Source organism: Saccharopolyspora sp. SCSIO 74807, assembly GCF_037023755.1.
In the GTDB taxonomy this organism is placed as follows: domain Bacteria; phylum Actinomycetota; class Actinomycetes; order Mycobacteriales; family Pseudonocardiaceae; genus Saccharopolyspora_C; species Saccharopolyspora_C galaxeae.
On the sequence record NZ_CP146100.1, the window covers coordinates 4435749 to 4457833 of the forward strand.

General features: G+C 70.4%; 24 protein-coding genes. 8 read left to right on the forward strand and 16 right to left on the reverse strand.

Annotated features, from left to right (window positions below; translation table 11 throughout):
• Positions 1-18: 18 nt before the first annotated feature.
• Both V1457_RS20275 and V1457_RS20280 read left to right on the forward strand, forming a co-directional pair.
• Positions 19-1488, forward strand: coding sequence for a mannitol dehydrogenase family protein (locus V1457_RS20275; RefSeq protein ID WP_338596106.1), 1470 nt, complete (start codon positions 19-21; stop codon positions 1486-1488).
• The gene (locus V1457_RS20280) at positions 1485-2402 is read left to right on the forward strand and encodes a sugar kinase (protein ID WP_295145516.1); all 918 of its coding nucleotides are present in this window, start codon (positions 1485-1487) and stop codon (positions 2400-2402) included. Before V1457_RS20275 ends, V1457_RS20280 begins: the two co-directional genes overlap by 4 nt.
• 108 nt (positions 2403-2510) lie before the next feature.
• Here V1457_RS20280 and V1457_RS20285 read toward each other — a convergent pair whose 3' ends face one another.
• From V1457_RS20285 to V1457_RS20295, 3 genes are all read right to left on the reverse strand, one after another.
• Positions 2511-2732 (reverse strand): DUF397 domain-containing protein, encoded by a 222-nt coding sequence (locus V1457_RS20285; RefSeq protein ID WP_200070641.1) that lies wholly within the window; start codon positions 2730-2732, stop codon positions 2511-2513.
• Positions 2729-3583, reverse strand: a complete 855-nt coding sequence (locus tag V1457_RS20290; RefSeq protein ID WP_338596107.1) for a helix-turn-helix transcriptional regulator — start codon at positions 3581-3583, stop codon at positions 2729-2731. The genes V1457_RS20285 and V1457_RS20290 overlap by 4 nt, the downstream gene beginning before the upstream one ends.
• A 164-nt stretch (positions 3584-3747) precedes the next feature.
• Positions 3748-4083 (reverse strand): hypothetical protein, encoded by a 336-nt coding sequence (locus tag V1457_RS20295; RefSeq protein WP_338596108.1) that lies wholly within the window; start codon positions 4081-4083, stop codon positions 3748-3750.
• Between the two features lie 403 nt (positions 4084-4486).
• Between V1457_RS20295 and V1457_RS20300 the strand changes: the two genes are divergently transcribed.
• On the forward strand, positions 4487-4750 hold the full coding sequence (locus V1457_RS20300) for a hypothetical protein (RefSeq protein WP_200070638.1): 264 nt from the start codon (positions 4487-4489) through the stop codon (positions 4748-4750).
• Positions 4751-4884: 134 nt separating this feature from the next.
• Here V1457_RS20300 and V1457_RS20305 read toward each other — a convergent pair whose 3' ends face one another.
• The 9 genes from V1457_RS20305 to V1457_RS20345 are packed head-to-tail and all read right to left on the reverse strand — an operon-like array spanning position 4885 to position 12287.
• Entirely contained in the window at positions 4885-5676 is a 792-nt protein-coding gene (locus tag V1457_RS20305; protein ID WP_200070637.1) for an IclR family transcriptional regulator, read from the reverse strand.
• A 42-nt stretch (positions 5677-5718) separates the two neighbouring features.
• A complete protein-coding gene (pcaC, locus tag V1457_RS20310) occupies positions 5719-6102 on the reverse strand; it encodes a 4-carboxymuconolactone decarboxylase (protein WP_338596109.1) in 384 nt (127 codons plus the stop codon).
• Positions 6099-6860, reverse strand: a complete 762-nt coding sequence (gene pcaD / locus V1457_RS20315) for a 3-oxoadipate enol-lactonase (RefSeq protein ID WP_407074704.1) — start codon at positions 6858-6860, stop codon at positions 6099-6101. Before pcaD ends, pcaC begins: the two co-directional genes overlap by 4 nt.
• A complete protein-coding gene (gene pcaB / locus V1457_RS20320; RefSeq protein WP_338596111.1) occupies positions 6860-8224 on the reverse strand; it encodes a 3-carboxy-cis,cis-muconate cycloisomerase in 1365 nt (454 codons plus the stop codon). Before pcaB ends, pcaD begins: the two co-directional genes overlap by 1 nt.
• Entirely contained in the window at positions 8196-8774 is a 579-nt protein-coding gene (pcaG, locus tag V1457_RS20325; protein WP_338596112.1) for a protocatechuate 3,4-dioxygenase subunit alpha, read from the reverse strand. Before pcaG ends, pcaB begins: the two co-directional genes overlap by 29 nt.
• Positions 8774-9508, reverse strand: coding sequence for a protocatechuate 3,4-dioxygenase subunit beta (pcaH, locus tag V1457_RS20330; protein WP_338596113.1), 735 nt, complete (start codon positions 9506-9508; stop codon positions 8774-8776). Before pcaH ends, pcaG begins: the two co-directional genes overlap by 1 nt.
• A gap of 9 nt (positions 9509-9517) precedes the next feature.
• Positions 9518-10699, reverse strand: a complete 1182-nt coding sequence (locus V1457_RS20335) for a thiolase family protein (RefSeq protein ID WP_200070631.1) — start codon at positions 10697-10699, stop codon at positions 9518-9520.
• Positions 10700-10707: 8 nt separating this feature from the next.
• Positions 10708-11466 carry a CoA-transferase gene (locus tag V1457_RS20340; RefSeq protein WP_338596114.1) on the reverse strand — a complete coding sequence of 253 codons (759 nt, stop codon included), beginning with the start codon at positions 11464-11466 and terminating at the stop codon, positions 10708-10710.
• Positions 11463-12287 carry a CoA transferase subunit A gene (locus V1457_RS20345; protein WP_200070629.1) on the reverse strand — a complete coding sequence of 275 codons (825 nt, stop codon included), beginning with the start codon at positions 12285-12287 and terminating at the stop codon, positions 11463-11465. The genes V1457_RS20340 and V1457_RS20345 overlap by 4 nt, the downstream gene beginning before the upstream one ends.
• 173 nt (positions 12288-12460) lie before the next feature.
• Here V1457_RS20345 and V1457_RS20350 point away from each other — a divergent pair, with 173 nt between their 5' ends.
• The gene (locus V1457_RS20350) at positions 12461-13618 is read left to right on the forward strand and encodes a nucleotide disphospho-sugar-binding domain-containing protein (protein WP_338596115.1); all 1158 of its coding nucleotides are present in this window, start codon (positions 12461-12463) and stop codon (positions 13616-13618) included.
• Positions 13619-13751: 133 nt separating this feature from the next.
• On the opposite strand, the gene V1457_RS20355 is transcribed toward V1457_RS20350, so the two are convergent.
• Positions 13752-14237 (reverse strand): NUDIX hydrolase, encoded by a 486-nt coding sequence (locus tag V1457_RS20355; RefSeq protein ID WP_200070627.1) that lies wholly within the window; start codon positions 14235-14237, stop codon positions 13752-13754.
• A 627-nt stretch (positions 14238-14864) separates the two neighbouring features.
• Between V1457_RS20355 and sfnG the strand changes: the two genes are divergently transcribed.
• Positions 14865-15992, forward strand: coding sequence for a dimethylsulfone monooxygenase SfnG (sfnG, locus tag V1457_RS20360; protein WP_200070626.1), 1128 nt, complete (start codon positions 14865-14867; stop codon positions 15990-15992).
• A 94-nt stretch (positions 15993-16086) separates the two neighbouring features.
• A complete protein-coding gene (locus tag V1457_RS20365; RefSeq protein WP_200070625.1) occupies positions 16087-17313 on the forward strand; it encodes an acyl-CoA dehydrogenase family protein in 1227 nt (408 codons plus the stop codon).
• A gap of 138 nt (positions 17314-17451) precedes the next feature.
• On the opposite strand, the gene V1457_RS20370 is transcribed toward V1457_RS20365, so the two are convergent.
• A complete protein-coding gene (locus V1457_RS20370; protein ID WP_200070821.1) occupies positions 17452-17589 on the reverse strand; it encodes a hypothetical protein in 138 nt (45 codons plus the stop codon).
• A gap of 405 nt (positions 17590-17994) precedes the next feature.
• Between V1457_RS20370 and V1457_RS20375 the strand changes: the two genes are divergently transcribed.
• Together V1457_RS20375 and V1457_RS20380 are read left to right on the forward strand one after the other, a co-directional pair.
• Positions 17995-18693 carry a response regulator transcription factor gene (locus V1457_RS20375; protein ID WP_338596116.1) on the forward strand — a complete coding sequence of 233 codons (699 nt, stop codon included), beginning with the start codon at positions 17995-17997 and terminating at the stop codon, positions 18691-18693.
• A 108-nt stretch (positions 18694-18801) separates the two neighbouring features.
• The gene (locus tag V1457_RS20380) at positions 18802-19098 is read left to right on the forward strand and encodes a hypothetical protein (protein WP_200070623.1); all 297 of its coding nucleotides are present in this window, start codon (positions 18802-18804) and stop codon (positions 19096-19098) included.
• Positions 19099-19369: 271 nt separating this feature from the next.
• On the opposite strand, the gene V1457_RS20385 is transcribed toward V1457_RS20380, so the two are convergent.
• Together V1457_RS20385 and V1457_RS20390 are read right to left on the reverse strand one after the other, a co-directional pair.
• Positions 19370-21127 (reverse strand): GAF domain-containing protein, encoded by a 1758-nt coding sequence (locus V1457_RS20385; RefSeq protein ID WP_338596117.1) that lies wholly within the window; start codon positions 21125-21127, stop codon positions 19370-19372.
• A gap of 173 nt (positions 21128-21300) precedes the next feature.
• The gene (locus V1457_RS20390; protein ID WP_307850070.1) at positions 21301-21828 is read right to left on the reverse strand and encodes a MarR family transcriptional regulator; all 528 of its coding nucleotides are present in this window, start codon (positions 21826-21828) and stop codon (positions 21301-21303) included.
• Between the last annotated feature and the right edge of the window lie 257 nt (positions 21829-22085).

Below are 22085 nucleotides of genomic sequence, written 5' to 3' on the forward strand. Positions count from 1 at the left end.
TGCTGGAAGGAGCATCCCGTGACCGAGCCACGGCTCAACGCCTCCCGGCTGGATCGGTTGCCCGCAGCCGCGCGGCCCGGCGCCCGCGGCCAGGGTCCGCCCGGTATCGTCCACATCGGACTCGGCGCGTTCCACCGCGCGCACCAGGCCGTCCACACCCAGGACGCGGGTGACTGGGGAATTCTCGCGGTGAGTCCGCGATCCACCGACGTGCTGGAGTCGCTGCGCGCGCAGGACCACTACTACGCCGTGCTGTCGAAGGAAGGATCGCACCGCTCTTCCCGCGTCATGAGTTCCATCGTAGACACCGCTCATCTGCCCACGCAGCAGGAGAAGGTGCTCGATGCCCTGGCTTCTCCGGCGACTCGGGCGGTGACGCTGACGGTCACCGAGAAGGGATACCGGCTGGGTCCGGAAGGTCGGCTGCTGGTCGACGACGAACTGCGCGCGGAAGCCGCCGGCGGCACCCCGCGCACGATCATCGGCGCCCTGGTGCGCGGTTTGCAGCGCCGCATCGCCGCCGATGCCGGGCCGATCGCGCTCGCGAGCTGCGACAACCTGCCGGGCAACGGTGCCGCGCTGCGTTCGGTGCTGCACGATTTCTGCTCGCTCATGCCGGGTGGCGAGGCGCGCCCGCTCGTGGAGTTCCTGGAAAGCGAAGCCGGATTCCCATCCTCGGTGGTCGACCGCATCGTGCCCGCCACGACCGAGGAAGACCTGGCGCGGGTCGCCGCGGAACTGGGCGTGCGCGATCGGGCCGCGGTGGCGGCCGAACCGTACTCGCAATGGGTCAGCACCGACGAATTCCCGGGCGGGCGCCCGGATTGGGCGCGCTCCGGCGTCGTGTTCACCGCCGACACGGCTCCGTACGAGCAAGCCAAACTGCGGGTGCTCAACGGCAGCCACTCCGCGCTGGCCTACCTCGGCGGGCTCGCCGGGTACGAAACCATCGCCGAAGCCGTGCAGGACGAGGCGCTGGAAGGATTCGTGCGCAGCCTGCTCACCGAAGAGGTGCTGCCCACGGTGGACGCCCCGGAGATCGACCTGCACGCCTACGCCGACACCGTGCTGCGCCGATTCGCCAACCCCGCGCTGAAGCACCGAACCGCGCAGGTCGCCTCCGACGGCTCGCAAAAGCTCCCGGTCCGCCTGCTCGGCGCGATCCGGCAGAACATGACCGCCGGTCGATCGCCACTGCGAACGGCGCTGGTGGTGGCCGCCTGGCTGCGCTATACCGCGCTGAGCGTGGACGATCGTGGTGCGGAGCTGGCGGTCTCCGACCCGCTGGCCGACCGGGTACGTGCCGCGGATGAGGCTGAGCTGTTGGCTCGCGCCGATCGGCTGTTGTCCGAACTCGACGCCGAGTTGGCAGCCGATTCCCGTTTCACCGCACTGCTGCGGGAGAATCTGCGCGGGCTCGGCGCCGCGGGGGCGCGTGCCTGGGCCGCTGAACAAGGAGTCGTGCGAGCAGGGGAGGGCCGGGCGTGATCCGGGTGCTGGCGATCGGGGAGTGCATGATCGAACTCACGCACCGGGATGCGGACACGCTGGCCGTGGGCTGCGCAGGAGACACGTTCAACACCGCCGCGTACCTGGCGCGTCTGACCACTCCGGACCAAGTGCAGGTGGATTACCTCACGCTGCTCGGCGACGACCACTACAGCGAGCGGATCCTGGCCGCGATGCGCAGCGAAGGCATCGGCACCGAGCGGATCCGGCAGCTGCCCGGCGAACAGCCCGGGCTGTACCTGGTGCGCACCGACGAACACGGCGAGCGCAGCTTCACCTATTACCGATCCCTTTCAGCGGCCCGGAAACTGTTCGAGACCGATGTGGACGGTGTGGACTTCGCCGACTACGACGTCGTGCACCTGTCCGCGATCACCTTGCAGATCCTCAGTCCGCCCGCCCGCGAACGTCTGCGGGAGGCGCTGGCGAAGTTCCGCACCTCCGGTGGCCGCGTCTCCTTCGACAGCAACTACCGCCCAGCGGGCTGGCCGGACGCCGCGGAAGCTGCCGAGCAGGTCCGCGAGCTGTGGCGGCTCACCTCGATCGCGTTGCCCACGTTCTCCGACGAGCAAGCCCTTTTCGCCGACCCGGACGCTGCCGCCACAGTGGACCGGCTGCGCGGTCTGGGCGTCGAGGACGCCGTGGTCAAGGACGGCGCCAACGGCTGCGTCCTGCTCGACGGCGACTGGACCCTTCGCCTGCCCGCCGAGCACGTCCCGAGGGTCGTCGACTCCACCGCCGCAGGCGACGCCTTCAACGCCGCCTACCTGGCAGCCCGCCTCACCGGCACCGCCCCGCCCGATTCCGCCCAGCACGCCCAGAAAATCGCCGCCACGGTCATCCGCCACCCGGGCGCCATCGTCGCCGACGAGGTACTGCCGAAGCGGGCGTGAGACTGCCCGTTGCGCGCCCGCCGCAACGCGGGCGGAGTGAACGTCCCGCTCGCCGACCCTTACCGGCCCAGCGGTCCGCTCACTCCGTCTGATCGTCGGCCGTGCGGGTCAGTGGTCGAAGCGGCCGTCGCGGATGCCGTGCAGGAATGTTGACCAGATCGTCGGGCTCATCAGCAGGACGGCGCCCTGCGGGTTCTTCGAGTCGCGTGCGGCGACGGCGCGGTCGGCCGAGGCGACCTCGACGCAGTGACGTACCTCGGAGCTGTAGCTGCTCTTGCGCCACATGAGTGCAGGTGACGTCGCGTCTCGTGATGCGTCGTGGTGGATCATGGCTGCCTTTCCAATCCGTTGGAAACACGCTTGATCAGGTTAGCCGACTCTTCCGGGGAAAGCGCTACCTTGCGCAGCATTTGGAGAGCTTCCCGCGCGTCCGCAAGGCATCGCGGGTCTTCCACGTACGATGCGGAGCTGCGGCTCTCACTGAGCAGAAGGTCTTCGTGCTCCGGAAACTCGAAGTAGAGCAGTGGACCGGTTAGCCCAGCGTGTGCGCCCGCCTTCGTGGGGACCACGCGCAGGGTTATGTTGCTCCGATCCGCCAAGGCGCTCATCCGCTGATACTGGTGATACATCACCTCGGCGCTGCCGATATGCCGGTCCAGGACTGCTTGCTCGATGAGGAACTCGTACCGGCGGTCGGAATGCAGCAGCAACTGTCGTTCCACGCGTTGTGTTTGCAGTGCGTCAATATCGATCGCCGGTGAAGCCGGGGCCAATGCTGCGGTGATCGCCTCCACATAGTCGGGCGTTTGCAGCAACCCGGGGACGAGCATCGTCTCGTAGCTGCGCAGGACGACGGCTTCGCTTTCGAACGATTCCAAGTCATCCCAGACCCGCGAGGTCGGGACACTCCGGCTGGTCCACCAATTGGTCTCCGAACCGTCCCGAACGATGCTGAGAACTTCCTGTCGTTCCCGTGCCGGTATCCGGTAGAGGCCGAGGAGTGCGGCCACGTCGTCGGTTTTCAAGGCTCGGTGGCCGGATTCCATCCGGCTGACCTTGCTCATCGAGATGCCCAGTGCGCGCGAGACGTCCTTCTCGGTGAAGCCGCTGCGTTGCCGTAGCTCGCGCAGCCTGCTGCTGGCCCGCCTGGTGTGCACCGGAACCCCGTTGCGCGTTCCCATGTTGCCCCCTTCACTGATCTTCGCGGGCCAAGCTTCGCGGGTTGCCAACTGGGCAAACCACCGAGATCACCCGAAGGAAGCATCGGAGATTGTGGGAAGAAGCAGTGCTATCGCCGCGATTGCGCTGGTTTCAGCGTGTGGGCGAGGTCAGCGCGGCGCAGGCATCACTGGTGCTGCGGTGCCAGTTGTGCAGTTCGGTGATGGTCGGGGACAGCTCGTAGTCGCGGTGGTGCGCGACTCCTGCTCAGCGAGTACCACAGGTCGGCGGCGGTGTGCGCCGTAGCCGCGTCGGTGAACTTCGGCAGCGCCAGCAGTTGCGCGGCGAGGATCGCCGCTCCGGACGGGATCGTGACCGCACCGAGGTCGATGTCCGCGGTGGCGTAGCGCAGCGGCATGTTCGCGAACGGCGTATTCCAGGACAGGTGTCCTGGCGAACGCCCGCCGAGGCGGACATCGAAGAGGTGCTCGACGACATCGTCATCGGTGTTGTCACGGGGCACCCGGATCGCGATGGCGTCAGATCCTTGTTCGAGCCGTGGTGCTGGATCACGAGCGGACGATCGCCCCCGGCCCGCTTCGCGATCGCGCGGACGGTCGCCTCTTCGAGCCCGTGCTCGTGTTGGTGGCCGACCGTCTTGTGTCCACAACGGACGAAAAGTCAATGGCCGTTCTCGCAGGTGAGGTGCAGGTGGTCAATGTCCGGACGGGTGCAGTTGTCCCCGGACAATCCCCGGACATAGATCAAGGGCGGGAACCGTCGCCCGATCGCTATGTTCGTTCCTGCCGACCCGCTCCGGGCGGCTCTGGGGTTCCGGACCAACGGGGTCCGGACGAACATGTGGGGTGAAGATGCGACGCACTGCCGTCATCGGTCTCTTGACCGCGACGATTCTTTCAGGTGGGTTGACGCAAGGGGTGGCCAATGCGGCGCCCGCGCAGCCGGAAGCGAAGGGCCTGGCGCCGAGCTGCTTCCACACCAGCGCCAGCGGTGGGAACGCCACGGTGACGATCTACTACAACAACACCTGCTCGTCGCAGCAGCGCGTCAAGTTCGTGATCCAGCGCGCGGTGGACAGCAACTGCATCACCGTCAAGGCGGGCTACAAGGGCTCCTACAAGTCCGGCGCCGGCACGGCGCCCGAGCTCGACAAGGTGGAGTCCTGCTGATCCGCGCAATCGGATAGGCCGCGGCGCTTGGCAGGACGACATGCCCGCGAATAGCCGGATCGGCGCAAGCTGGTGCGGAGTGAACGGACCGGTCGCCCGATTCTCGGGACGGCGGTCCGTTCACTCCAGCACGGTCACGGCGTGCTCGCCGCCGAGCCCGGTGCCACGCGCAGGTCGGCTTCGATGTTCGCGGTGGTTTCCAGCAGCGGTGGCAGCAGGTTCTCCCGGGCTTCGGCTCCGGTGGTGCGGCTGGCGTGCGAGGAGATGTTCGCCGCTGCGATCACCCGGCCCGCGCGGTTGCGGACGGGGGCGGCGATGGACCGCAGGCCGGCTTCCAATTCCTGGTCCACCAGCGCGAAACCCCGTTCGCGGATGCGCGCGAGTTCCTGGCGCAGCTCGTCCGGGCTGCTCAGGGTGTGCGGGCCGAGCGGGTCCAGGCGCACCCGCGACAGGAACGGATCCAGCTCGTCAGCAGGCAGGTTCGCCAGCAGCACCCGGCCCATCGACGTCGCGTAGGCGGGGAACCGGGTGCCGATGTTGATCGAGACGGTCATGATCCGGCTGGTCGGCACGCGGGCGATGTAGACGATGTCGTCGCCGTCGAGCACCGACACCGAAGCCGACTCGTGCACCTGCGAGACGAGCCGCTCCAGGTGCGGCTGCGCGATCTCCGGCAGCGAAACGCTGGACAGGTAGGCGAAACCCAGCTCCAGCACCCGCGGGGTCAGCGTGAACACCCGCCCGTCGCTCCAGACGTAGCCGAGCTGCGCCAAGGTGTGCAGGAACCGCCGCGCCGCCGCCCGGGACAGGTCGGTGGCCCGGGCGACCTCGCTCAGCGTCATCTCCGGGCGGGACTCGTCGAAGGCGCGGATCACCGCCAGCCCCCGCGCCAAGGACTGCACGTACCCGCCGGTTTCCGATTCCATCGTTCTCCTCGCTCGCCCGGCCAGGTCGCCGGAGACCCCAATTCACTCGCCCTCGGCGTCCAGCACGTCCTTGGCCAGCGCGAACGCGCGGTTCGCCCGCGGCACGCCCGCGTAGATCGCGACGTGCATGAGCACCTCGCGGATCTCTTCCGGGGCTACGCCGTTGCGCCGGGCGGCGCGCACGTGCATCGCGAACTCCTCCTCGCAGCCGGTGGCGGCGAGGATGGCCAGGGTCAGGCAGCTGCGGGTCCGGCGGTCCACGCCGTCCCCGGTCCACACCTCGCCCCATGCGTAGCGCGTGATGAAGTCCTGGAATCCCTCGGTGAACTCGGACTTCTTCGCCTCCGCGCGGTCCACGTGGGAGTCGCCGAGCACCGCGCGGCGCACTTCCATGCCCTCGGCGTGGCGCTGTGCGTCGTCGCTCATCGGATGCTCCGCGTGAAGTGGTGCAGCAGCAGGCGGTTGACCGGCTCCGGCCGTTCGGCGTTGGCGAGGTGCGAGGCGTCCGAGAGGATTTCCACCTGCGCGCCGGGAATCTCGGCGCCGATGAGTTCGGCGTGCGGCGGGGGAGTGGCCGGATCGTCGCGCCCGGCGATCACCAGCGTCGGCGCGGTGATCTCGCCGAGCTTCGGCAGCAGGTCCATCTCCGCGATGGCCTCCGCGCATCCCGCGTAGCCCTCGTCGCTGCATTCGGTGACCATGTTGCCGAACTTCTCCGCGATCTCCGGCTTCGCCGCCGTCGCAGGGGTGAACCAGCGGCTCACCGAACCGTCCACAAGGGACTTGGTTCCGTGCTCGCGGGCCTGCGCAGCGCGTTCGCGCCACGCCGAGGCCGGGGTCAGCGATGCCGAAGTGCACAGCAGCGCCAGCCGCCCGATCCGGTCCGGGTGTCGTTCGGCCAGCCACATCCCGGTCATGCCGCCCAGCGACACCCCGGCGAAGTGCGCGCGCTCGATCCCGAGCGAATCCAGCAGTTCCAGCACGTCCCCGCCGAGGTCGGCCAGCCCGTACGGACCGGGCGGAGCCGAGCTGCGGCCGTGGCCGCGCTGGTCGTAGCGCAACACGCGGAACCGCTCGGCCAGCGCGGGCTCCTGATCGTCCCACAGGGACAGATCGGTGCCCAGCGAGTTCGACAGCACGACCACCTCGGCCCCTTCGGGCCCGGTGAGTTCGTAATGCGGCATCACGGCGAATTCCCTCCCGCCTCGTGCAGCGCCAGCGCACGATCGATGAACGCGCCCGCCGAACCCAGGTTGTCGCCGGGCTCGGTGGCGCGGATGATCTCCTGTTCGGACAGTACTTCGCGAACCCGCTCGTCGGCGATCAATTCCGCGCGCAGCGAAGTGCCCCGCTCGACGACCCGCTCGCACAACTCCTTGACGAGTTGCTGTGCCGCACCGCGGCCCATTGAGCCGAGCAGTGCCGAGGAAGCGGGCGCGGCCAGCACCAGACCGCCGGTGAGGTCCACATTGGACGCCATGCGCTCCGGGTGCACGCGGAGATTCGCCAGCAGCCGGTCGGTTCCCGCCGCCGCGGCCGCGACCAGGCGCAGCAGTTCGCTCAACGGCTCCCATTCGGACTGCCACGCACCGGCGGCGCGTTCGTGCGCCTGCGGCATCGCCGCCAGCAAGCTGCTCACCAGGCCGGGAACGCGGTGCGCGGCGGCGCTGATCAGCACCGATCCCGCCGGGTTCTGCTTGTGCGGCATCGCGGAGGAGCCGCCGGAGCTGCCTTCGGTGAGCTCGCCGATTTCGGTCTGCGCGTGCAGTTCGACGTCCAGCGCGATCTTGCCGAGGCCGCCCGCGACGGTGCCGAGCGCGCCCGCGAGTTCGGCGATCCGGGTGCGGTCGGTGTGCCATGGCAGCACCGGCTCGGCCAGCTCCAGCTCCGCGGCGAGGTGGCCCAATACCTCGACGCCGCGATCGCCCAGCGAGTCCAGCGTTCCGGCCGGACCACCGAGCTGCACCGCGAGCCGCGTGGTGAACACCCGCTCCAGCTGCTCGGTGGATTCGGACAGCGCGGTCAGCCACGCGGCGCAGCGACGCCCGAACGTCGTCGGCAACGCCTGCTGCAACAGCGAGCGCCCGATCATCACCGTGCCGCGGTGTTCGCCGGCCAACCGCGCGCAATGCCCGGCAGCGCTGCGCAAATCCGCGAGCACCCCGCGCAACGTGCGGCGTGCCACCAGCATCGCGGCGGTGTCCAGCACGTCCTGGCTGGTCGCACCATTGTGGACATACGGGCGCGCGTCCGCCGGGACCAGCTCGCCGAGGTCCGCCACCAGCCCGATCACCGGTGTTGCCGAGGAAACCGCGCGCTGCGCCAACGATTCGAGGTCGAACTCCTCGGCGCGGCAGTGCCGGGTGATTTCCGCGGCCGCGGATTCCGGAACGAGCCCGGCGCGGGCTTGGGCGCGCGCCAGCGCGGCCTCGAAGTCCAGCATGGCCTGCGCCCAAGCGCCGCGGCCGGTGCCCGCCGCGGCATCGGGGGTGCTGAACATCGGCGCGAACAAGCCGGGCTCAGAGGTCGAAGAAAACGGTCTCGTCATCGCCCTGCAGCCTGATGTCGAACCGCACGCTGCGCTCGTCGGCCACCGCGATCAGGGTGCCGCGCCGCTCGGCGTCCACTGCGGACAGCACCGGGTCGGTGGCGTTGGCAGCCTGCTCATCGGGGAAGTAGATCCGGGTGACCACGCGGTTGAGCATTCCGCGCGCCAGCACCGTGACGTCCAGGTGCGGCGCCTCGGTGCGACCGTCCGGAGTGGGCAGCGGACCCGGTTTGACGGTGCGGAACCAGAACCCGCCCTGCGGATCGGTGCCGCAGCGCCCGAAATTCTCGAACGAGGCCGACCCGCCGCGCGGATCGTTGGGGTGCGAGAACCGGCCCTGCTCGTCGGCGCCCCAGAGCTCGATCACCGCGTCCGGCACCGGCGTGCCGTCGCCGTCGAGCACCGTGCCGCGCACGACGATCGATCCGGGCGTGCCCGCGGGCACGATCTCCGGGCCGTCGTCCCACATCATTCCGCCCGGCAGCGCGAAGAACGGCCCGACCGTCTGCGACGGCGTGGTGCCCAGTTCGTCCACTGTGGAGTCCGTCATCAGTCGTCGTCCTCCTCCTCGAACACGGTCGCTTCCGAGCCGCGCAGCACGATGTCGAACTTGTAGCTCAGCGCCCACTCCGGCACCGTCGTGTCCAGGTCGAAGCTGCTGATCATCCGCTCGCGGGCGGCCGGGTCGCGCACCGAGTTGAAGATCGGGTCCTGGTAGAACAGCGGATCCCCCGGGAAGTACATCTGGGTGATCAGCCGCTGCGTGAACGCCTGCCCGAACAATGAGAAGTGCAGGTGCGCTGGCCGCCACGCGTTGTCGTGGTTGCGCCACGGATACGCCCCGGGCTTGATGGTGACGAACCGGTAGCAGCCGTCCGCGTCGGTCATCGCGCGCCCGACACCGGTGAAGTTCGGGTCCAGCGGCGCGGGATGGCGGTCCCCGGCGTGGCGGTAGCGACCGGCCGCGTTCGCCTGCCACAGCTCCAGCAGCGTCTCCGGAACCGGTTTGCCGTCCGAGTCCAGCACCCGGCCGCTGACGATGATCCGCTCGCCCAGCGGTTCGCCCTCGTGCTGCACCGTCAGGTCGTGGTCGGTCTCGCCGACCCGGTCGTGCCCGAGCAGCGGGCCGGTGACCTCGGTGAGGTACTGCGGCAGCAGCTGCAACGGCCGCTTCGGGTGCCGCAGCGCCGAAGACCCGTATTCCGGGGTGTCCAGCGGCGGGTGCGAGTCGCCGTCCGGGCGGTACTTCGGCACCAGCAGGCCGGAGCTGTGTTGTGCGGTCATCGTCGACTCCTACGCTTCGAGTACCACTGCCAGGCCCTGCCCGACGCCGATGCAGATCGCCGCCAGGCCCCAGCCGCCGCCGTTGCGCCGCAGCTGATGCGCCAGGCTGCCGAGGATCCGCGCCCCGGACGCGCCCAGCGGGTGCCCGATCGCGATCGCCCCGCCCTGCACGTTGACGATCTCCGGATCCAGCTCCGGCCACTCTGCCAGGCAGGCCAGCGATTGCGCGGCGAAAGCCTCGTTGAGTTCCACCGCGGCCAGGTCGCTCCAGCCGATGCCGGCGCGGCGCAGCGCGGTGTTGGCCGCCTCGACCGGGCCGATGCCGAACACGTCCGGATCCACCCCTGCGACGCCGCGGGCGGCGATCCGCGCGAGCGGCTGCGCGCCGAGGTCACCTGCCACCGACTCGGAGCCGATCAGCAGCGCCGACGCGCCGTCGTTGAGCGGGGAGGAGTTGCCCGCGGTGACCGTGCCGTCCGCGCGGAACGCGGGCTTGAGACCGGCCAGCTTCTCGGTGGAGCTGTCCGGGCGGATGCCCTCGTCGCGGGTCAGCTCGGTGCCGGGCACGGCCGCCACCTCGTCGTCGAACAGACCCGCCTCCCAGGCCGCGGCCGCGCGCCGGTGGCTGCGCACCGCGAAGGCGTCCTGCTCGGCGCGGCTGATCTTGTAGCGGTCCGCCAGCAGTTCGGCGGAGGCACCGAGCGCGATGGTCCAGCGCTCGGGCATCTCCGGGTTGACCATCCGCCAGCCGAGCGTGGTGGAGTGCAGCGTCTCGTGGCCGTTCGGATAAACCTTCTCCGGCTTCTGCAACACCCACGGCGCCCGGCTCATCGACTCCACGCCACCGGCGATCACCAGGTCGTTGTCCCCGGTCTGCACCGCGCGGCTCGCGCCGATCGCGGCCTCCAGCCCGGAGCCGCACAGCCGGTTCACCGTCGATCCGGCCACGCTGGTGGGCAGCCCGGCCAGCAGTGCCGCCATCCGCGCGACGTTGCGGTTGTCCTCTCCGGCGCCGTTGGCGTCGCCGAACGCGACGTCCTCGATCCGTGCCGGGTCCAGCCCGGAAGTGCGCTCGACCAGCGTGCGCACCACGTGCGCGGCCAGGTCGTCCGGGCGCACCGCGGCCAGGCCCTTTCCGTAGCGGCCGATGGGGGTGCGCACCGCGTCGAGGACGTAAGCCCCGTTGCTCATGGAAGCTCTCAGTCCTTCCCGATCGTTGCTTTGAGTTCCCGCAGCACGCTGAGCTCCGTTTCGGTCGGCGGGTCCTGCACGCCCGGCTCGTCGACGACCTTGAGGTCCCAGCCGGTGGCTTCCTTGACCTGCCCAGCCTCGACGCCGGGGCTCAGCGTGGTCAGGGTGAGCTCGCAGGTGTCCGGATCGGGCTGCATGACGCCCAGATCGGTGATCACCTTCACCGGGCCGCGGCCCTGCAACCCGAGCTTCTCCCGATCGCCCTTGCCGCGGCCGAACCCGACGGAGCTGACGAAGTCGACCTGCTCGACGAAGCTGCGGGTGCTCTGGCGCATCACGATGAGCACTTCCCGGCAGTTCGCCGCGATCTCCGGGGCACCGCCCGCGCCGGGCAGCCGCACCTTCGGACTCGCGTAGTCCCCGCCGATCACGGTGGAGTTGATGTTGCCGAACTTGTCCACCTGCGCGCCGCCGAGGAAGCCGAAGTCGATCCGGCCCGGCTGCAACCAGTAGTTGAAGATCTCCGGCACGCTGACCACCGAGTCCGCGGTGTCGGCGAGGATGCCGTCGCCGATCGACAGCGGCAGCTGGTCCGGCTTGGTCCCGAGCGTGCCGGACTCGTAGACCAGCACCAGGTCCGGGGCGTGCGTGCGGCGGGCGAGGTTGGCTGCGGTGCTGGGCAGGCCGATGCCCACGAAGCAGGCGGCGCCGTTGTGCAGCGTGCGCGCGGCGGCGACGCTCATCATCTCGTCGGCGGTGAACGTCATCGCGCGCTCCTCTCGGCGGTGGTCCGCACGTTCGCCTCGATCCAGGTCTCGAATTCCTCGCGGCTGCGGGAGATCGCGTCCCAGTTCTGGTAGTAGCCGTTGTCGCGCTCGTAGAAGCCCTGCGCGTAGGAGGGGCGCGCTCCGCCGGGCGCTTCGGCGACGGCGGTCACCGCCCACTTCGGCAGCACCACACCGCCGGGGCGCGGGGTGAGCTCGTCGACGATCTCCTCGACGGTCACCAGGGAACGCTTCGAGGCGAGCACGGTCTCCTTCTGCACCCCGGTGATGCCCCACATCTGCACGTTGCCCGCCCGGTCGGCCTGCTGGGCGTGCACGATGCCGACGTCCGGGTTCAGCGCGGGCACCGCGGCCAGCGTCTCGCCGGTGAACGGGCACCGGATGGTCTTGATGTTCTCGGTCTGCTCGACCAGGTCGGTGCCGGTGTAGCCGCGCAGCACCGCGAACGGCAGCCCGGAGGCGCCCGCGGCGTAGCGGTTGGCCATGCCCGCGTGGCTGTGCTCCTCGATCTCCAGCGGTACCGGCCAGGAGTTCTGCACGGCATCGCGGAACCGGTGCAGCGAGCCGACACCGGGGTTGCCGCCCCAGGAGAACACCAGCTTGCGCGCGCACCCGGCGCCGATCAGCTGGTCGTAGACGATGTCCGGCGTCATCCGCACCAGCGTGAGGTCCTCGCGGCCCTGCCGAATGATCTCCTGCCCGGCCGCGACGGGGATGAGATGGGTGAAGCCCTCCATGGCGACCTCGTCGCCGTCGGCGACCAGCTCCGCGATGGCTTCGGACAGCGCCAGGATGCGTGCCACCCCGATCAGCTCCGATCGTGCGCATAGTGAACAGATGTGCTTAATACGAACATAGCGAGCGGCTGGATGGCCGGTCAAGAGATCCCGTTCGCCCACAAACGAACTGCATTGATTCCGAACCCTTCGCCGGAAACCGCACGTGTGCGCGAGCGCGGGCGGCTAAGTTGAGCGGAATGCGCGTCCTGTTCACCGCGCTCGCCGCGTACGGGCATGTTCATCCGCTGCTGCCGCTGGCCGTCGCCGCCCGCGAGCAAGGCCACGAGGTCGCTTTCGCGACCGGCCGGGTCATGCACGATCCGCTGCGCGCCGCGGGTTTCGAACCGATCGACGCCGGAGCGTCGATCAGCGAAGCGGGTGCGGAGGCCGCCAGGGACCTGTTCGGCACCGAACTCGGCGAGCTGTCGCCGGAGCAGTTGCCCGCGGTCGGGGCCGCGGCGTTCGGCACGGTGCTGCCGCGGCGCTTCCTCGCAGACCTGGAACCGGTGCTCGCCCGGTTCGAGCCCGACCTGGTGGTGTTCGAGGCCGCCACCGGCGGAGCGGAACTCGCCGCCCGGCGCGCCGGGGTGCCCGCCGTCGCGCACGGCGTCGGCCCTGCGGTCGACAAGGGATTCGAGGAGCACCGCGAGCAGCTGGCGGCGGTCGCCGCCGAGGTGGGTCTTCCCGTCGGGAAAGCGGCCCCTTACCTCGACATCTATCCGCCATCGCTGCAGGACCCCGCGTTCCGGTCCCGGCCGGAGCGGATCGAAATGCGTCCTCGGGCGTTCGCCGAAGCAGGCGAGCTGCCCGAGCCGGTGCTGCGCCGGAACAGGGAGTTGGGCCGCAACAGGCAGCTCGTGTACCTGACGTTCGGCACCGGGTTCGGCACCGCCGAGACGTTGCGCCGGGGGATCGACGCGCTGGCGCCGTTGGAAGCCGACGTGCTGGTCGCGGCCGGTCCGGCGGTGGACGTCGCGCAACTCGGGGATGTGCCGGGCAACGTGCTGGTCGAGCGATGGGTCCCGCAAGCGCGCCTAATGCCGCACATCGACCTGCTGGTGCACCACGGCGGCAGCGGCACGACGCTCGGCGCGTTGAGCACCGGTGTGCCGCAGCTCGTGCTGCCGCGCGGTGCCGACCAGTTCGTCAACGCCGCCGCGGTGCACGACTCCGGCGCCGGTGCGCGGCTGCTGCCCGACGAGGCCGATGCGTCCGCGATCGGGGCCGCGGCTCGCGGCCTGCTGGCGGACGACCGCACGCGGCAGGTCGCGGGCAGGATCTCGGCCGAGATCGCCGCGATGCCCGCACCGGAGGAACTCGCCGGGCGACTGCCGGAGCTGGCGCGGCTGTCGTGAGCGTCCTGGCGGGGAGCCTTTCCGGTCGATGAAGCCGGATCGGGGAGCGGCCTTCCGCGGCTGTGGCTACGCCGGTGGCCGGTCCCGCGCGGCAGTTCGAGCGGAACCGCTCCGCAGACGCTTCCGCAAGGCCCTAGAGATATCCGCTGGCGGGCAGGCCGTCCTGCGGCAGGCCCAGCACGGCGACCGCCGCGTTCGCCGCGGCCACGGCCTGCTGGTGCCCGGTTTCGCCCCAGTTGAGCAGGTCACCGGCTTTCGCCGGGTGCACCAGCAGCCGCAGGTAGGTCCGCCCGTTGTCCGGGTCCGGCTCCGGGGCGTGCACCCCGCTGATCCGCGCGGCCATGCGCACCTGCGCGTACGGGGAGACGCCGTCGTCCACGCACTGGTAGCCGAGGTAGTGCGGCTCGGTGATGTCCAGCGTGACCTCCTCGAAGGTCTCCCTGCGCAGCACCTCGACGTAGCCGCACTCGCCCGGTTCGGGTCGTCCGCCGGGCAGCGAGTGCTTGCCGCCGTCGACCCGGATGAGCACGCGGCCGTCGGGGGCGAACAGGAATCCGTAGACCTGCCGGACCGGCAGCTCGGCAGGCACGGCGCGGGTGTGCCAGGAGAACTTCGCCATCGCAAGATCCCTTCGTCGAGCCCCGGCGGCCGGGCCGCTGTCGAACCGATCAGGTTACCGCCGGTGCGCCCGGAAATCCCGCAGCAACGCGGCCGCGCGCGGGGCCCGGTGGGCGGCTCCAGCACCCGGCGGGCCGCACTGGGCCGATTGGTCCTTTGTGGATGGTCCGGGTGTCCGCAGCGTGGAACGCCGTTCGGCGCTGTTGACAGTCCTTCGGCGGCCCTGGTCGGATGAGCCCGTGTTCGCCGCGCAGCTGACGAAACGCCGCCACGTGGACCTCGTCCGCGTCGGCGCGCAGGGTTGTCGATTCTGATCTCCAGCGCCGCCGCTCGCGAACTTCCGGCCGTTTTCCGCGTCCTGTAGCAGGCAGGTCCGATTCCCCAGGCAGGCCGGTTGCCAGGCAGACCCGGTTCCCGGGTCGGTTCAGTTCCCAGACCGGCCCGGTTCCCAGACCGGCCCGGTTCCAGGTCGGCTCAGTTCCCAGGCAGGCGCAGTTCCGCTGTACCCGGCGACGGCCGCGCAGCGCGTCAATCGCGCGGCGGCCCGCCGGTCGATCCCTTTCTCGCACCGCGGTGCAGCGCGTCCGCGCGCCGCCGCCCGAGCACGACCGCACAACGGGAGACGACCGTGTCCGAAGACAAGCCCGCCGAACCGCTGAAGTTCGCCTACTGGGTGCCCAACGTCAGCGGCGGCCTGGTCACCAGCACCATCGAACAGCGCACCGAGTTCAGCTACGACTACAACAAGCGGCTCGCGGTGCTCGCCGAGCGCAGCGGGTTCGAGTACGCGCTCAGCCAGGTCCGCTACGCCTCCAGCTACAGCGCCGCCGAGCAGCACGATCCGGCGGCGTTCAGCCTCGGCCTGCTCACCGAGACCGAGCGGCTGAAGCTGATCGTGGCCGCGCACCCCGGGCTGTGGCACCCGGCGATCCTGGCGAAGTTCGGGATCACCGCAGACATCATCTCGCAGGGCCGGTTCGCGGTGAACATCGTCAGCGGCTGGTTCAAGGGCGAGTTCACCGGCCTCGGCGAGCCGTGGCTGGAGCACGACGAGCGCTACCGGCGCACCGAGGAGTTCATCCGCGTGCTGCGCGGATTGTGGACGCAGCCGAACTTCGAGCTGGCAGGCGACTTCTACCGGATCCGCGACTTCAGCCTGCGCCCGCAGCCGTACCAGGTGCCCGGGCGGCCGCACCCGGAGATCTTCCAGGGCGGCAACTCCACCGCCGCACGGCGGCTGGCCGGGCGCGTGTCGGACTGGTACTTCAGCAACGGCAAGGACTTCGACGGTTTCTCCGAGCAGGTCGCCGACGTCCGCGAGCACGCGGCGGCGAACCGGCACACCGTCCGATTCGGACTCAACGGCTTCCTGATCGCCCGCGAGACCGAGTCCGAGGCCAAGGCCGTGCTGCGGGAGATCGTGGACAAGGCGGACACCGAGGCCGTGGAGGGCTTCCGCAAGTCCGTGCAGCAGGCCGGTAACTCCACATCGGACGGAAAGGGCATGTGGGCGGACTCCGAGTTCGCCGATCTGGTGCAGTACAACGACGGTTTCCGCACCGGGCTGATCGGCACCCCGGAGCAGATCGCGCACCGGATCATCGAGTACAAGAAGCGCGGCGCGAACCTGATCCTGCTGGGTTTCCTGCACTACCTCGAAGACGTCGAGCACTTCGGCCAGCACGTGCTGCCCATCGTCCGCGAGCTGGAAGCCGAACTGGACCGCAAGGGCGATCCCGTCGGCGCCGCTGTCTGAGCCCTCGAACTCTTCGCACGCAGGTGGTCGCGCACCGGGCCAGCCGCAACGGCCGGTGCGCGGACACCTCCTGACCTGACTTGGAGACAACAGAATGAGCGTTACCGACGACACCGCTACGCGCTGGCAGCAGCGCCCGAGCACCGCGCAGGGCTGGATCGAGCGGGCGCAGGACGTCGCCGCGCTGCTGGCCACCGACGCGGTCGCCCGCGACCGGGCGGGCGAGACCCCGCACGCCGAGGTCCGGCTGCTCAAGGACGCCGGGCTGGTCACCCTGCTCGGCCCCGCCGAGCACGGCGGGGGCGGGCAGACCTGGTCCACCGCGTACAAGGTCACCCGCGAGGTCGCCAAGGGCGACGGATCCATCGGCCAGCTGCTCGGCTACCACTACCTGTGGGCGTGGGCGGTGCGGCTGGTCGGCACCGACGAGCAGATCGAGCAGGTCGAGCGGCTCTACACCGGCGAGGTCCTGTTCTTCGGCGGGGCGGTCAACCCCCGCGACGCCGACGTGGTGATCACCGACGACGGCGCGGAAATCGTGTTCAACGGCCGCAAGTCGTTCTCCACCGGCGGCAAGGTCTCCGACCTGACCGTCCTGGAAGGCGTGCTGGCGGGCACCGACAAGCACATCTTCGCGATCGTGCCCTCCGACCAGGACCGCATCGTGTTCGGCGACGACTGGGACAACCTGGGCCAGCGGCTCACCGAGTCCGGCAGCGTCGAGATCCGCGACGTGCGGGTGCCGTGGGAATCGGCGGCGGGCTACGTGGACAAGGAATTCCGGCCGCTGGTCTACAACACGCTGAACACGCCCACCATCCAGCTGGTGTTCGCGAACTTCTACCTGGGCATCGCGCAGGGCGCGCTGGACGTGGCGAGTTCTTACACCCGGGAGAAGACCCGCGCCTGGCCCTACGGCGGGGACAACAAGGAAAGCGCCACCGAGGAGTTCTACGTCCTCGACGCCTACGGCGACCTGCAGGCCAAGCTGTGGGCGGCGGAGGCGCTGATCGACCGGGCGGGCGGCGAGCTGGAGCAACTGCTGCACGCCGAGCGCGAGTCGGTGACCGCGCAGCAGCGCGGCTCGGCGGCCGTGCTGATCGCGGCGGCGAAGCAGCGGATCGTGGACACCGGCCTGGAGATCGCGACCAAGATCTACGAGGTCACCGGTGCGCGGGCCACCTCGAACAAGGCGGGCCTGGACATCTTCTGGCGCAATCTGCGCACGCACACGCTGCACGACCCGGTGGCCTACAAGCGGGTCGAGGTCGGCCGCTACGCGTTGCTCGGCGAAATCCCGGAACCCACCTGGTACACCTGAGCCCGATGCCGTGGCACCAGCGCCCGTCCGGCGATCCAGCCGGGCGGGCGCTCTCGCGCGGGTGCTGCCGTCGGGCGAGTCGATGCGGGAAAGATCCTGCGATAGCCCGTGCCGATGCGACCGGTCGCTCGATCGGCCTCAGCCGAACCACTTGGCGAAGAACCACGCCACCCGGCTGACCCGGCGCACCTTCGGCTCGAAACCGGCGATGCCGTTGACCTCCCAGTGCTGCCCGCACTCCGGGCACTGGTACGGCCCGAGCCGGGTGGTGTCCACCTCGCACGGGTGGCCCCTGCGTCCTCGCTGCATTCCGCCCCTTCCGCAGCTCGCGTCCGCGCCCCGTGTTCGAAGCCGCACGACCGATCACACCACGCCCGGCGACGCGGCGGAACCGATCACCTCGCCCGTCATCCGGCCGCGTGGGTGGGGACCTTTGGCCGTGTGACGCCGCGTATCCGATTTCTACCTTTGACTGCGAGGGGAATCCGGCCGCGGTGGGCGGCCGGGCGAACAGATGGGACGAACCGTGATGCGGCGGAACATCGAAACCGGAGTGCGGATCAGCTAAGCGGCCGCGCGCGCATCCGGCTGTTGCTGTGGGCCGGGGGAGCTGCGCTTAGCCTGGGGAAGGCGAGATCTGGCGCGTCGCCCGCGGTCCGCGGGTGGAAGCGGGGCTGCGAGATGGACACAGGTGACGGCGTCCGGGAAGAGGGCGCACCGGACGGCGCCGCGCGCGGCACCCGGATCGCGCTCGTGGACGATCACGAGGTGGTGCGCCGCGGCATAGCCGATCTGCTGGAGGACGAAGCCGACTTCGAGATCGTCGCCGAGGTCGGCTCGGTGCGCGAAGCCCTCGTGCGGCTGCCGCGGGCGAATCCGGACGTGGCCGTGCTGGACGTGCGGCTGCCGGACGGCAACGGCATCGAGCTGTGCCGCGAACTGCTGACGATCCTGCCCGGCGTGCGGTGCCTGGTGCTGACCTCCTTCTCCGACGACGAGGCGCTGCTGGACGCGATCATGGCGGGTGCCTCCGGCTACGTGCTCAAGCAGGTGCTCGGCTCCGACCTGCGCTCGGCCATCCGGCAGGTCGCCGCGGGCCGGTCGCTGCTGGACTCGCGCACCACCGCGGCCGTGCTGGAGCGGCAGCGGCGCAAGCAGGCCCAGGAGGACCCGCTGCACCGGCTGACCGAGCAGGAACGCGCGGTGCTGGAGCTGATCGGCGTCGGCATGACCAATCGGCAGATCGCCGAGCGGATGTTCCTCGCCGAGAAGACGGTGAAGAACTACGTCTCCCAGCTGCTGGCCAAGCTCGGGATGCAACGCCGCACCCAGGCAGCGGTGCTGGCCACCGAACTGCGCCAGGGCCACCACGACAAGTGATCAGGCGCCTCGAACGAGTTCGCATGCGTGCTTCGGCATGTGTTCGGCTGCCGGTGTTCCTAGGCTGAACGGGTCAAACCGGACCCCGTTCAGCGCTGAAGGAGATCGATGACCACCGCGCACCAGGAACACACCGATCACGCCCACCGGCACGGCGACGGTTGCGGGCACGTCGCGGTCCCGCACGGCGACCACGTGGATTACGTCCACGACGGGCACCTGCACACCGCGCACGACGGGCACTACGACGAGTGCGAGCCTAACGGTCACACCGTGCACGAACAGCACGCCCACCGGCACGGCGACGGTTGCGGGCACGTCGCGGTCCCGCACGGCGACCACGTCGACTACCTGCACGACGGCCACCGGCACGCCGCGCACGAGGACCACTACGACGAGCACTGAAGCAGGATCTGCATTGAGCTCGTTTTGCGTAGGTGGTCGCTTGGCGGAACCTCAGGCGCCTGCTCGCTGCGGGATCTCATCCTGACGTAGCTCCCTACGCGGCGTCTTTACAGGTCCGGGCCGCTGTCCTCGCGAGCAGACGCCTGAGAACCCGCGGCGTTGCCGGTTGCCTAGGTGGCGAAAGCGGCTGACGCCGCTTGGAAAGACGAAACATTCCAGCAAACACAAGTGGGACGAAGAACCCGGTCCTGACGAGCCCTGGCCCCCGCGGTCAGGGCTCGTTGCTGTTGAGCGGGGCGTGCCAGCACAGCCGGGTGCCGCCGGTGGCAGCGGCCTGCACGTCCAGGCCGCCCGAGCACTGGGTGGCGCGCTTGCGCAGGTTCGCCAGCCCGCTGCGGGCGGGGTTCTCGCCGATGCCGGTCCCGTTGTCGACGATCTCGATGGTCAGTTCCGCGCCGGTGTCGATGGAGACCGTGATCTCGGTGGCCTCGCCGTGCCGCAGCGCGTTGGTGACCGCCTCCCGCACGACCGCTTCGGCGTGCTCGAAGTAGGTGGCGGGCACCGCGGTGTCGACGGCCCCGGACATCCGCACCGATGGTGCGAAGCCGGCGCCGCTGCTGGCGTCGGCCACGGTGTCCAGCAGCCGCCTGCGCAGGCTCACCGGCTCGTCGGTTTCCGGCGCGGAATGCAGGTCGAAGATCGCGGTGCGGATCTCGCGCACGGTGTCGTCGAGCTGCTCCACCGACTGCTGCAACCGCCGCCGCACGTCGGCGTCGGTTGCGCGGCGCAGCGTGCCCTGCAGGCTCAGGCCGGTGGCGAACAGCCGCTGGATCACGTGGTCGTGCAGGTCGCGGGCGATGCGTTCGCGGTCGCCGAACACGTCCAGCTGGCGCTGCGCGCGGTTCTTCGCGGCCAGTTCCAGCGCGATCGCGGTCTGGTCGGCGAACGAGGCCAGCATCGGCACCTGTCCCGGCCCGAACGGCGGATTCCCCTTGCGCCGCAACGCGATCACGGCGCCCGCCCCGGCCTCGCCGGAGTGCAGCGGCACCGCCAGCGCCGGGCCGTAGCCGGGCAGCACGTGCTGCAAGCCGCTGACCGGGGAGGCCGACACGTCCGACTCCAGCACCGGGGTGTCCCCGGTGAGGCTGGCCAGCACCGGCCCGTCGGTGGTCACCGGGATGCCGACCTCGATGTCGGCCTCGCCCGCGACCGCCTCCACCCGCGCCAGTCCGGTCGCGGTTCCCTCCCGCGCCAGCACGATCAGCGCGCAGTCCGCGCGGGAGATCTCCATCGCGCGCTGCGCGATCAGCCGCAGGCCGTCGGCGGTGCTGACCCCGGAAAGCAGCTCCGTGGTGATCTCGCTCGACGCCTGCAGCCAGCGGTGCCGCAACCGGACCTGGTCGAACAGCTGCGCGTTCTCCACGCTCACCCCGGCGGCGGCGGCCAGCGCGCGCAGCACCACCTCGTCGTCCTGGCTGAACTCGCCGCCGTCGAGCTTCTCGGTCAGGTAGAGGTTGCCGAACACCTCGTCGCGCACCCGGATCGGGATGCCCAGGAAGCTGCGCATCGGCGGATGGTGCGCCGGAAATCCGATCGCGGACGGGTGTTCGGTGAGGTCGGCCAGCCGCAGCGGCCGCGGGTCGCGGGTGACCTGGCCGAGCATCCCGTGCCCCTTCGGCAGGCCGCCGATCGCCGTGGTGGTCCCGGCGTCCATGCCCGCGTGCACGAACTGGGTGAACTCGCCGCCGGGGCCGAGCACGCCGAGCGCGCCGTAGCGGGCCTGCACCAGCTCGGTGGCGGTGGTGACGATGCGGTGCAGGGTGCTGTCCAGCTCGAGTTCGGTGCCGATCGCCAGCACCGCGTCCAGCAGGTCCTGCATCCGGTCGCGGGTGCTGATCACCCGGGCCAGGCGTTCCTGCAACTCGCCGAGCAGCTCGTCGAGTCGCAGGTCGCCCAGCGTGGAGGCGACTCCCTGCAGCTGGGAGCTCACCGGGTCGGACGAGGAGGCATCGGGCATCGGCTGGTCCATCGCTCTCGGCGTGCGTTCCGGTGTGCCGCGCTCGGCGCGCGTCGTGACGGCCGGGGCCGTCGCCGGTGGCGCGTGGGCGCGGGGCCGCGCGTGTGCTGCGAGTGTGACCGACCGGACGCGCCGCGGCTACTCCATTCGCGCTGGTCCGGGGTGGTGCGCGCGGGCGTGTCGGATCAGCTCTCGGCGGGGGCCTCCGGGGGGCGTGCGCGCTCCGGCGACCCGGCGCTTTCCGGGGGTGCGCTGTTCTCGGTGGTTGCGGCGTTCTCGGGCGGTGCGGCGAGTTCGCCGCTCTCGTCGGCGGCCAGCTTGGCCAGCAGTTCGCGCAGCTGATCGGCCTCGGTCGCGGTGAGCCGCTGCAGCATCCCGCCGTTGATCTTCTCGGCGAGCCGGTGCGAGTCCGCGAGCACCCGCCTGCCGTCCGCGGTCAGGTGCAGCACGCGGCGCCGCCGGTCGTAGCTGTCCACGGTGCGCTCGATCAGCGCGCGCTGTTCGAGGCGGGCGAGCATGGCCGCGAGGGTGGCCTTGTCGATGGCCGCGCGGCGGCCCAGCGCGGTCTGCTCGATGCCCGGATGTTCGTCGATGGCGGTGAGTGCGGCGTACTGCGGTTTGGTGAGCTGGGGCAGCTCGGACTGCCAGCGCGCGCCGTGGTCCTGCAGGACCCGGCGCATGAGGTGGAAGACGACGTGCTCCAGGTGCTGCACTTGGCGCGCTCCTCCCGCTGAGGGTGTCTCGGAACGGTTGCGTAGTGGGTGGGGAACCTCGTTACGCCCGCCGGCGCCGTGTGCCGCCCCCCGTCGTTGGCTCTGCCCGGTATTCGCTCGCCCCCCGGCGGCCGCGGGCCCGGCTGATCGGTGGCCCGCCATTCTAGATCCCGGCCGCTGCGCGGTTGCGCACGCCGGTCCGGTTCGGGCGGTTCCGGGTACCCGGTGGCCTGGTGGCCGCGGGCAGTTCGCGCCAC

Bases quoted from the DNA above. Each gene is read 5' to 3' on its own strand.
- V1457_RS20385 (WP_338596117.1), bottom strand. From the start codon at position 21,127: ATGGACCAGCCGATGCCCGATGCCTCCTCGTCCGACCCGGTGAGCTCC.
- V1457_RS20335 (WP_200070631.1), bottom strand. From the start codon at position 10,699: ATGAGCAACGGGGCTTACGTCCTCGACGCGGTGCGCACCCCCATCGGC.
- pcaH (WP_338596113.1), bottom strand. From the start codon at position 9,508: ATGACCGCACAACACAGCTCCGGCCTGCTGGTGCCGAAGTACCGCCCG.
- V1457_RS20285 (WP_200070641.1), bottom strand. From the start codon at position 2,732: ATGATCCACCACGACGCATCACGAGACGCGACGTCACCTGCACTCATG.
- V1457_RS20290 (WP_338596107.1), bottom strand. From the start codon at position 3,583: ATGGGAACGCGCAACGGGGTTCCGGTGCACACCAGGCGGGCCAGCAGC.
- pcaC (WP_338596109.1), bottom strand. From the start codon at position 6,102: ATGAGCGACGACGCACAGCGCCACGCCGAGGGCATGGAAGTGCGCCGC.
- V1457_RS20340 (WP_338596114.1), bottom strand. From the start codon at position 11,466: ATGACGTTCACCGCCGACGAGATGATGAGCGTCGCCGCCGCGCGCACG.
- V1457_RS20350 (WP_338596115.1), top strand. From the start codon at position 12,461: ATGCGCGTCCTGTTCACCGCGCTCGCCGCGTACGGGCATGTTCATCCG.
- V1457_RS20380 (WP_200070623.1), top strand. From the start codon at position 18,802: ATGACCACCGCGCACCAGGAACACACCGATCACGCCCACCGGCACGGC.
- V1457_RS20365 (WP_200070625.1), top strand. From the start codon at position 16,087: ATGAGCGTTACCGACGACACCGCTACGCGCTGGCAGCAGCGCCCGAGC.
- pcaG (WP_338596112.1), bottom strand. From the start codon at position 8,774: ATGACGGACTCCACAGTGGACGAACTGGGCACCACGCCGTCGCAGACG.
- pcaD (WP_407074704.1), bottom strand. From the start codon at position 6,860: ATGCCGCATTACGAACTCACCGGGCCCGAAGGGGCCGAGGTGGTCGTG.
- pcaB (WP_338596111.1), bottom strand. From the start codon at position 8,224: ATGACGAGACCGTTTTCTTCGACCTCTGAGCCCGGCTTGTTCGCGCCG.
- V1457_RS20355 (WP_200070627.1), bottom strand. From the start codon at position 14,237: ATGGCGAAGTTCTCCTGGCACACCCGCGCCGTGCCTGCCGAGCTGCCG.
- V1457_RS20305 (WP_200070637.1), bottom strand. From the start codon at position 5,676: ATGGAATCGGAAACCGGCGGGTACGTGCAGTCCTTGGCGCGGGGGCTG.
- V1457_RS20375 (WP_338596116.1), top strand. From the start codon at position 17,995: ATGGACACAGGTGACGGCGTCCGGGAAGAGGGCGCACCGGACGGCGCC.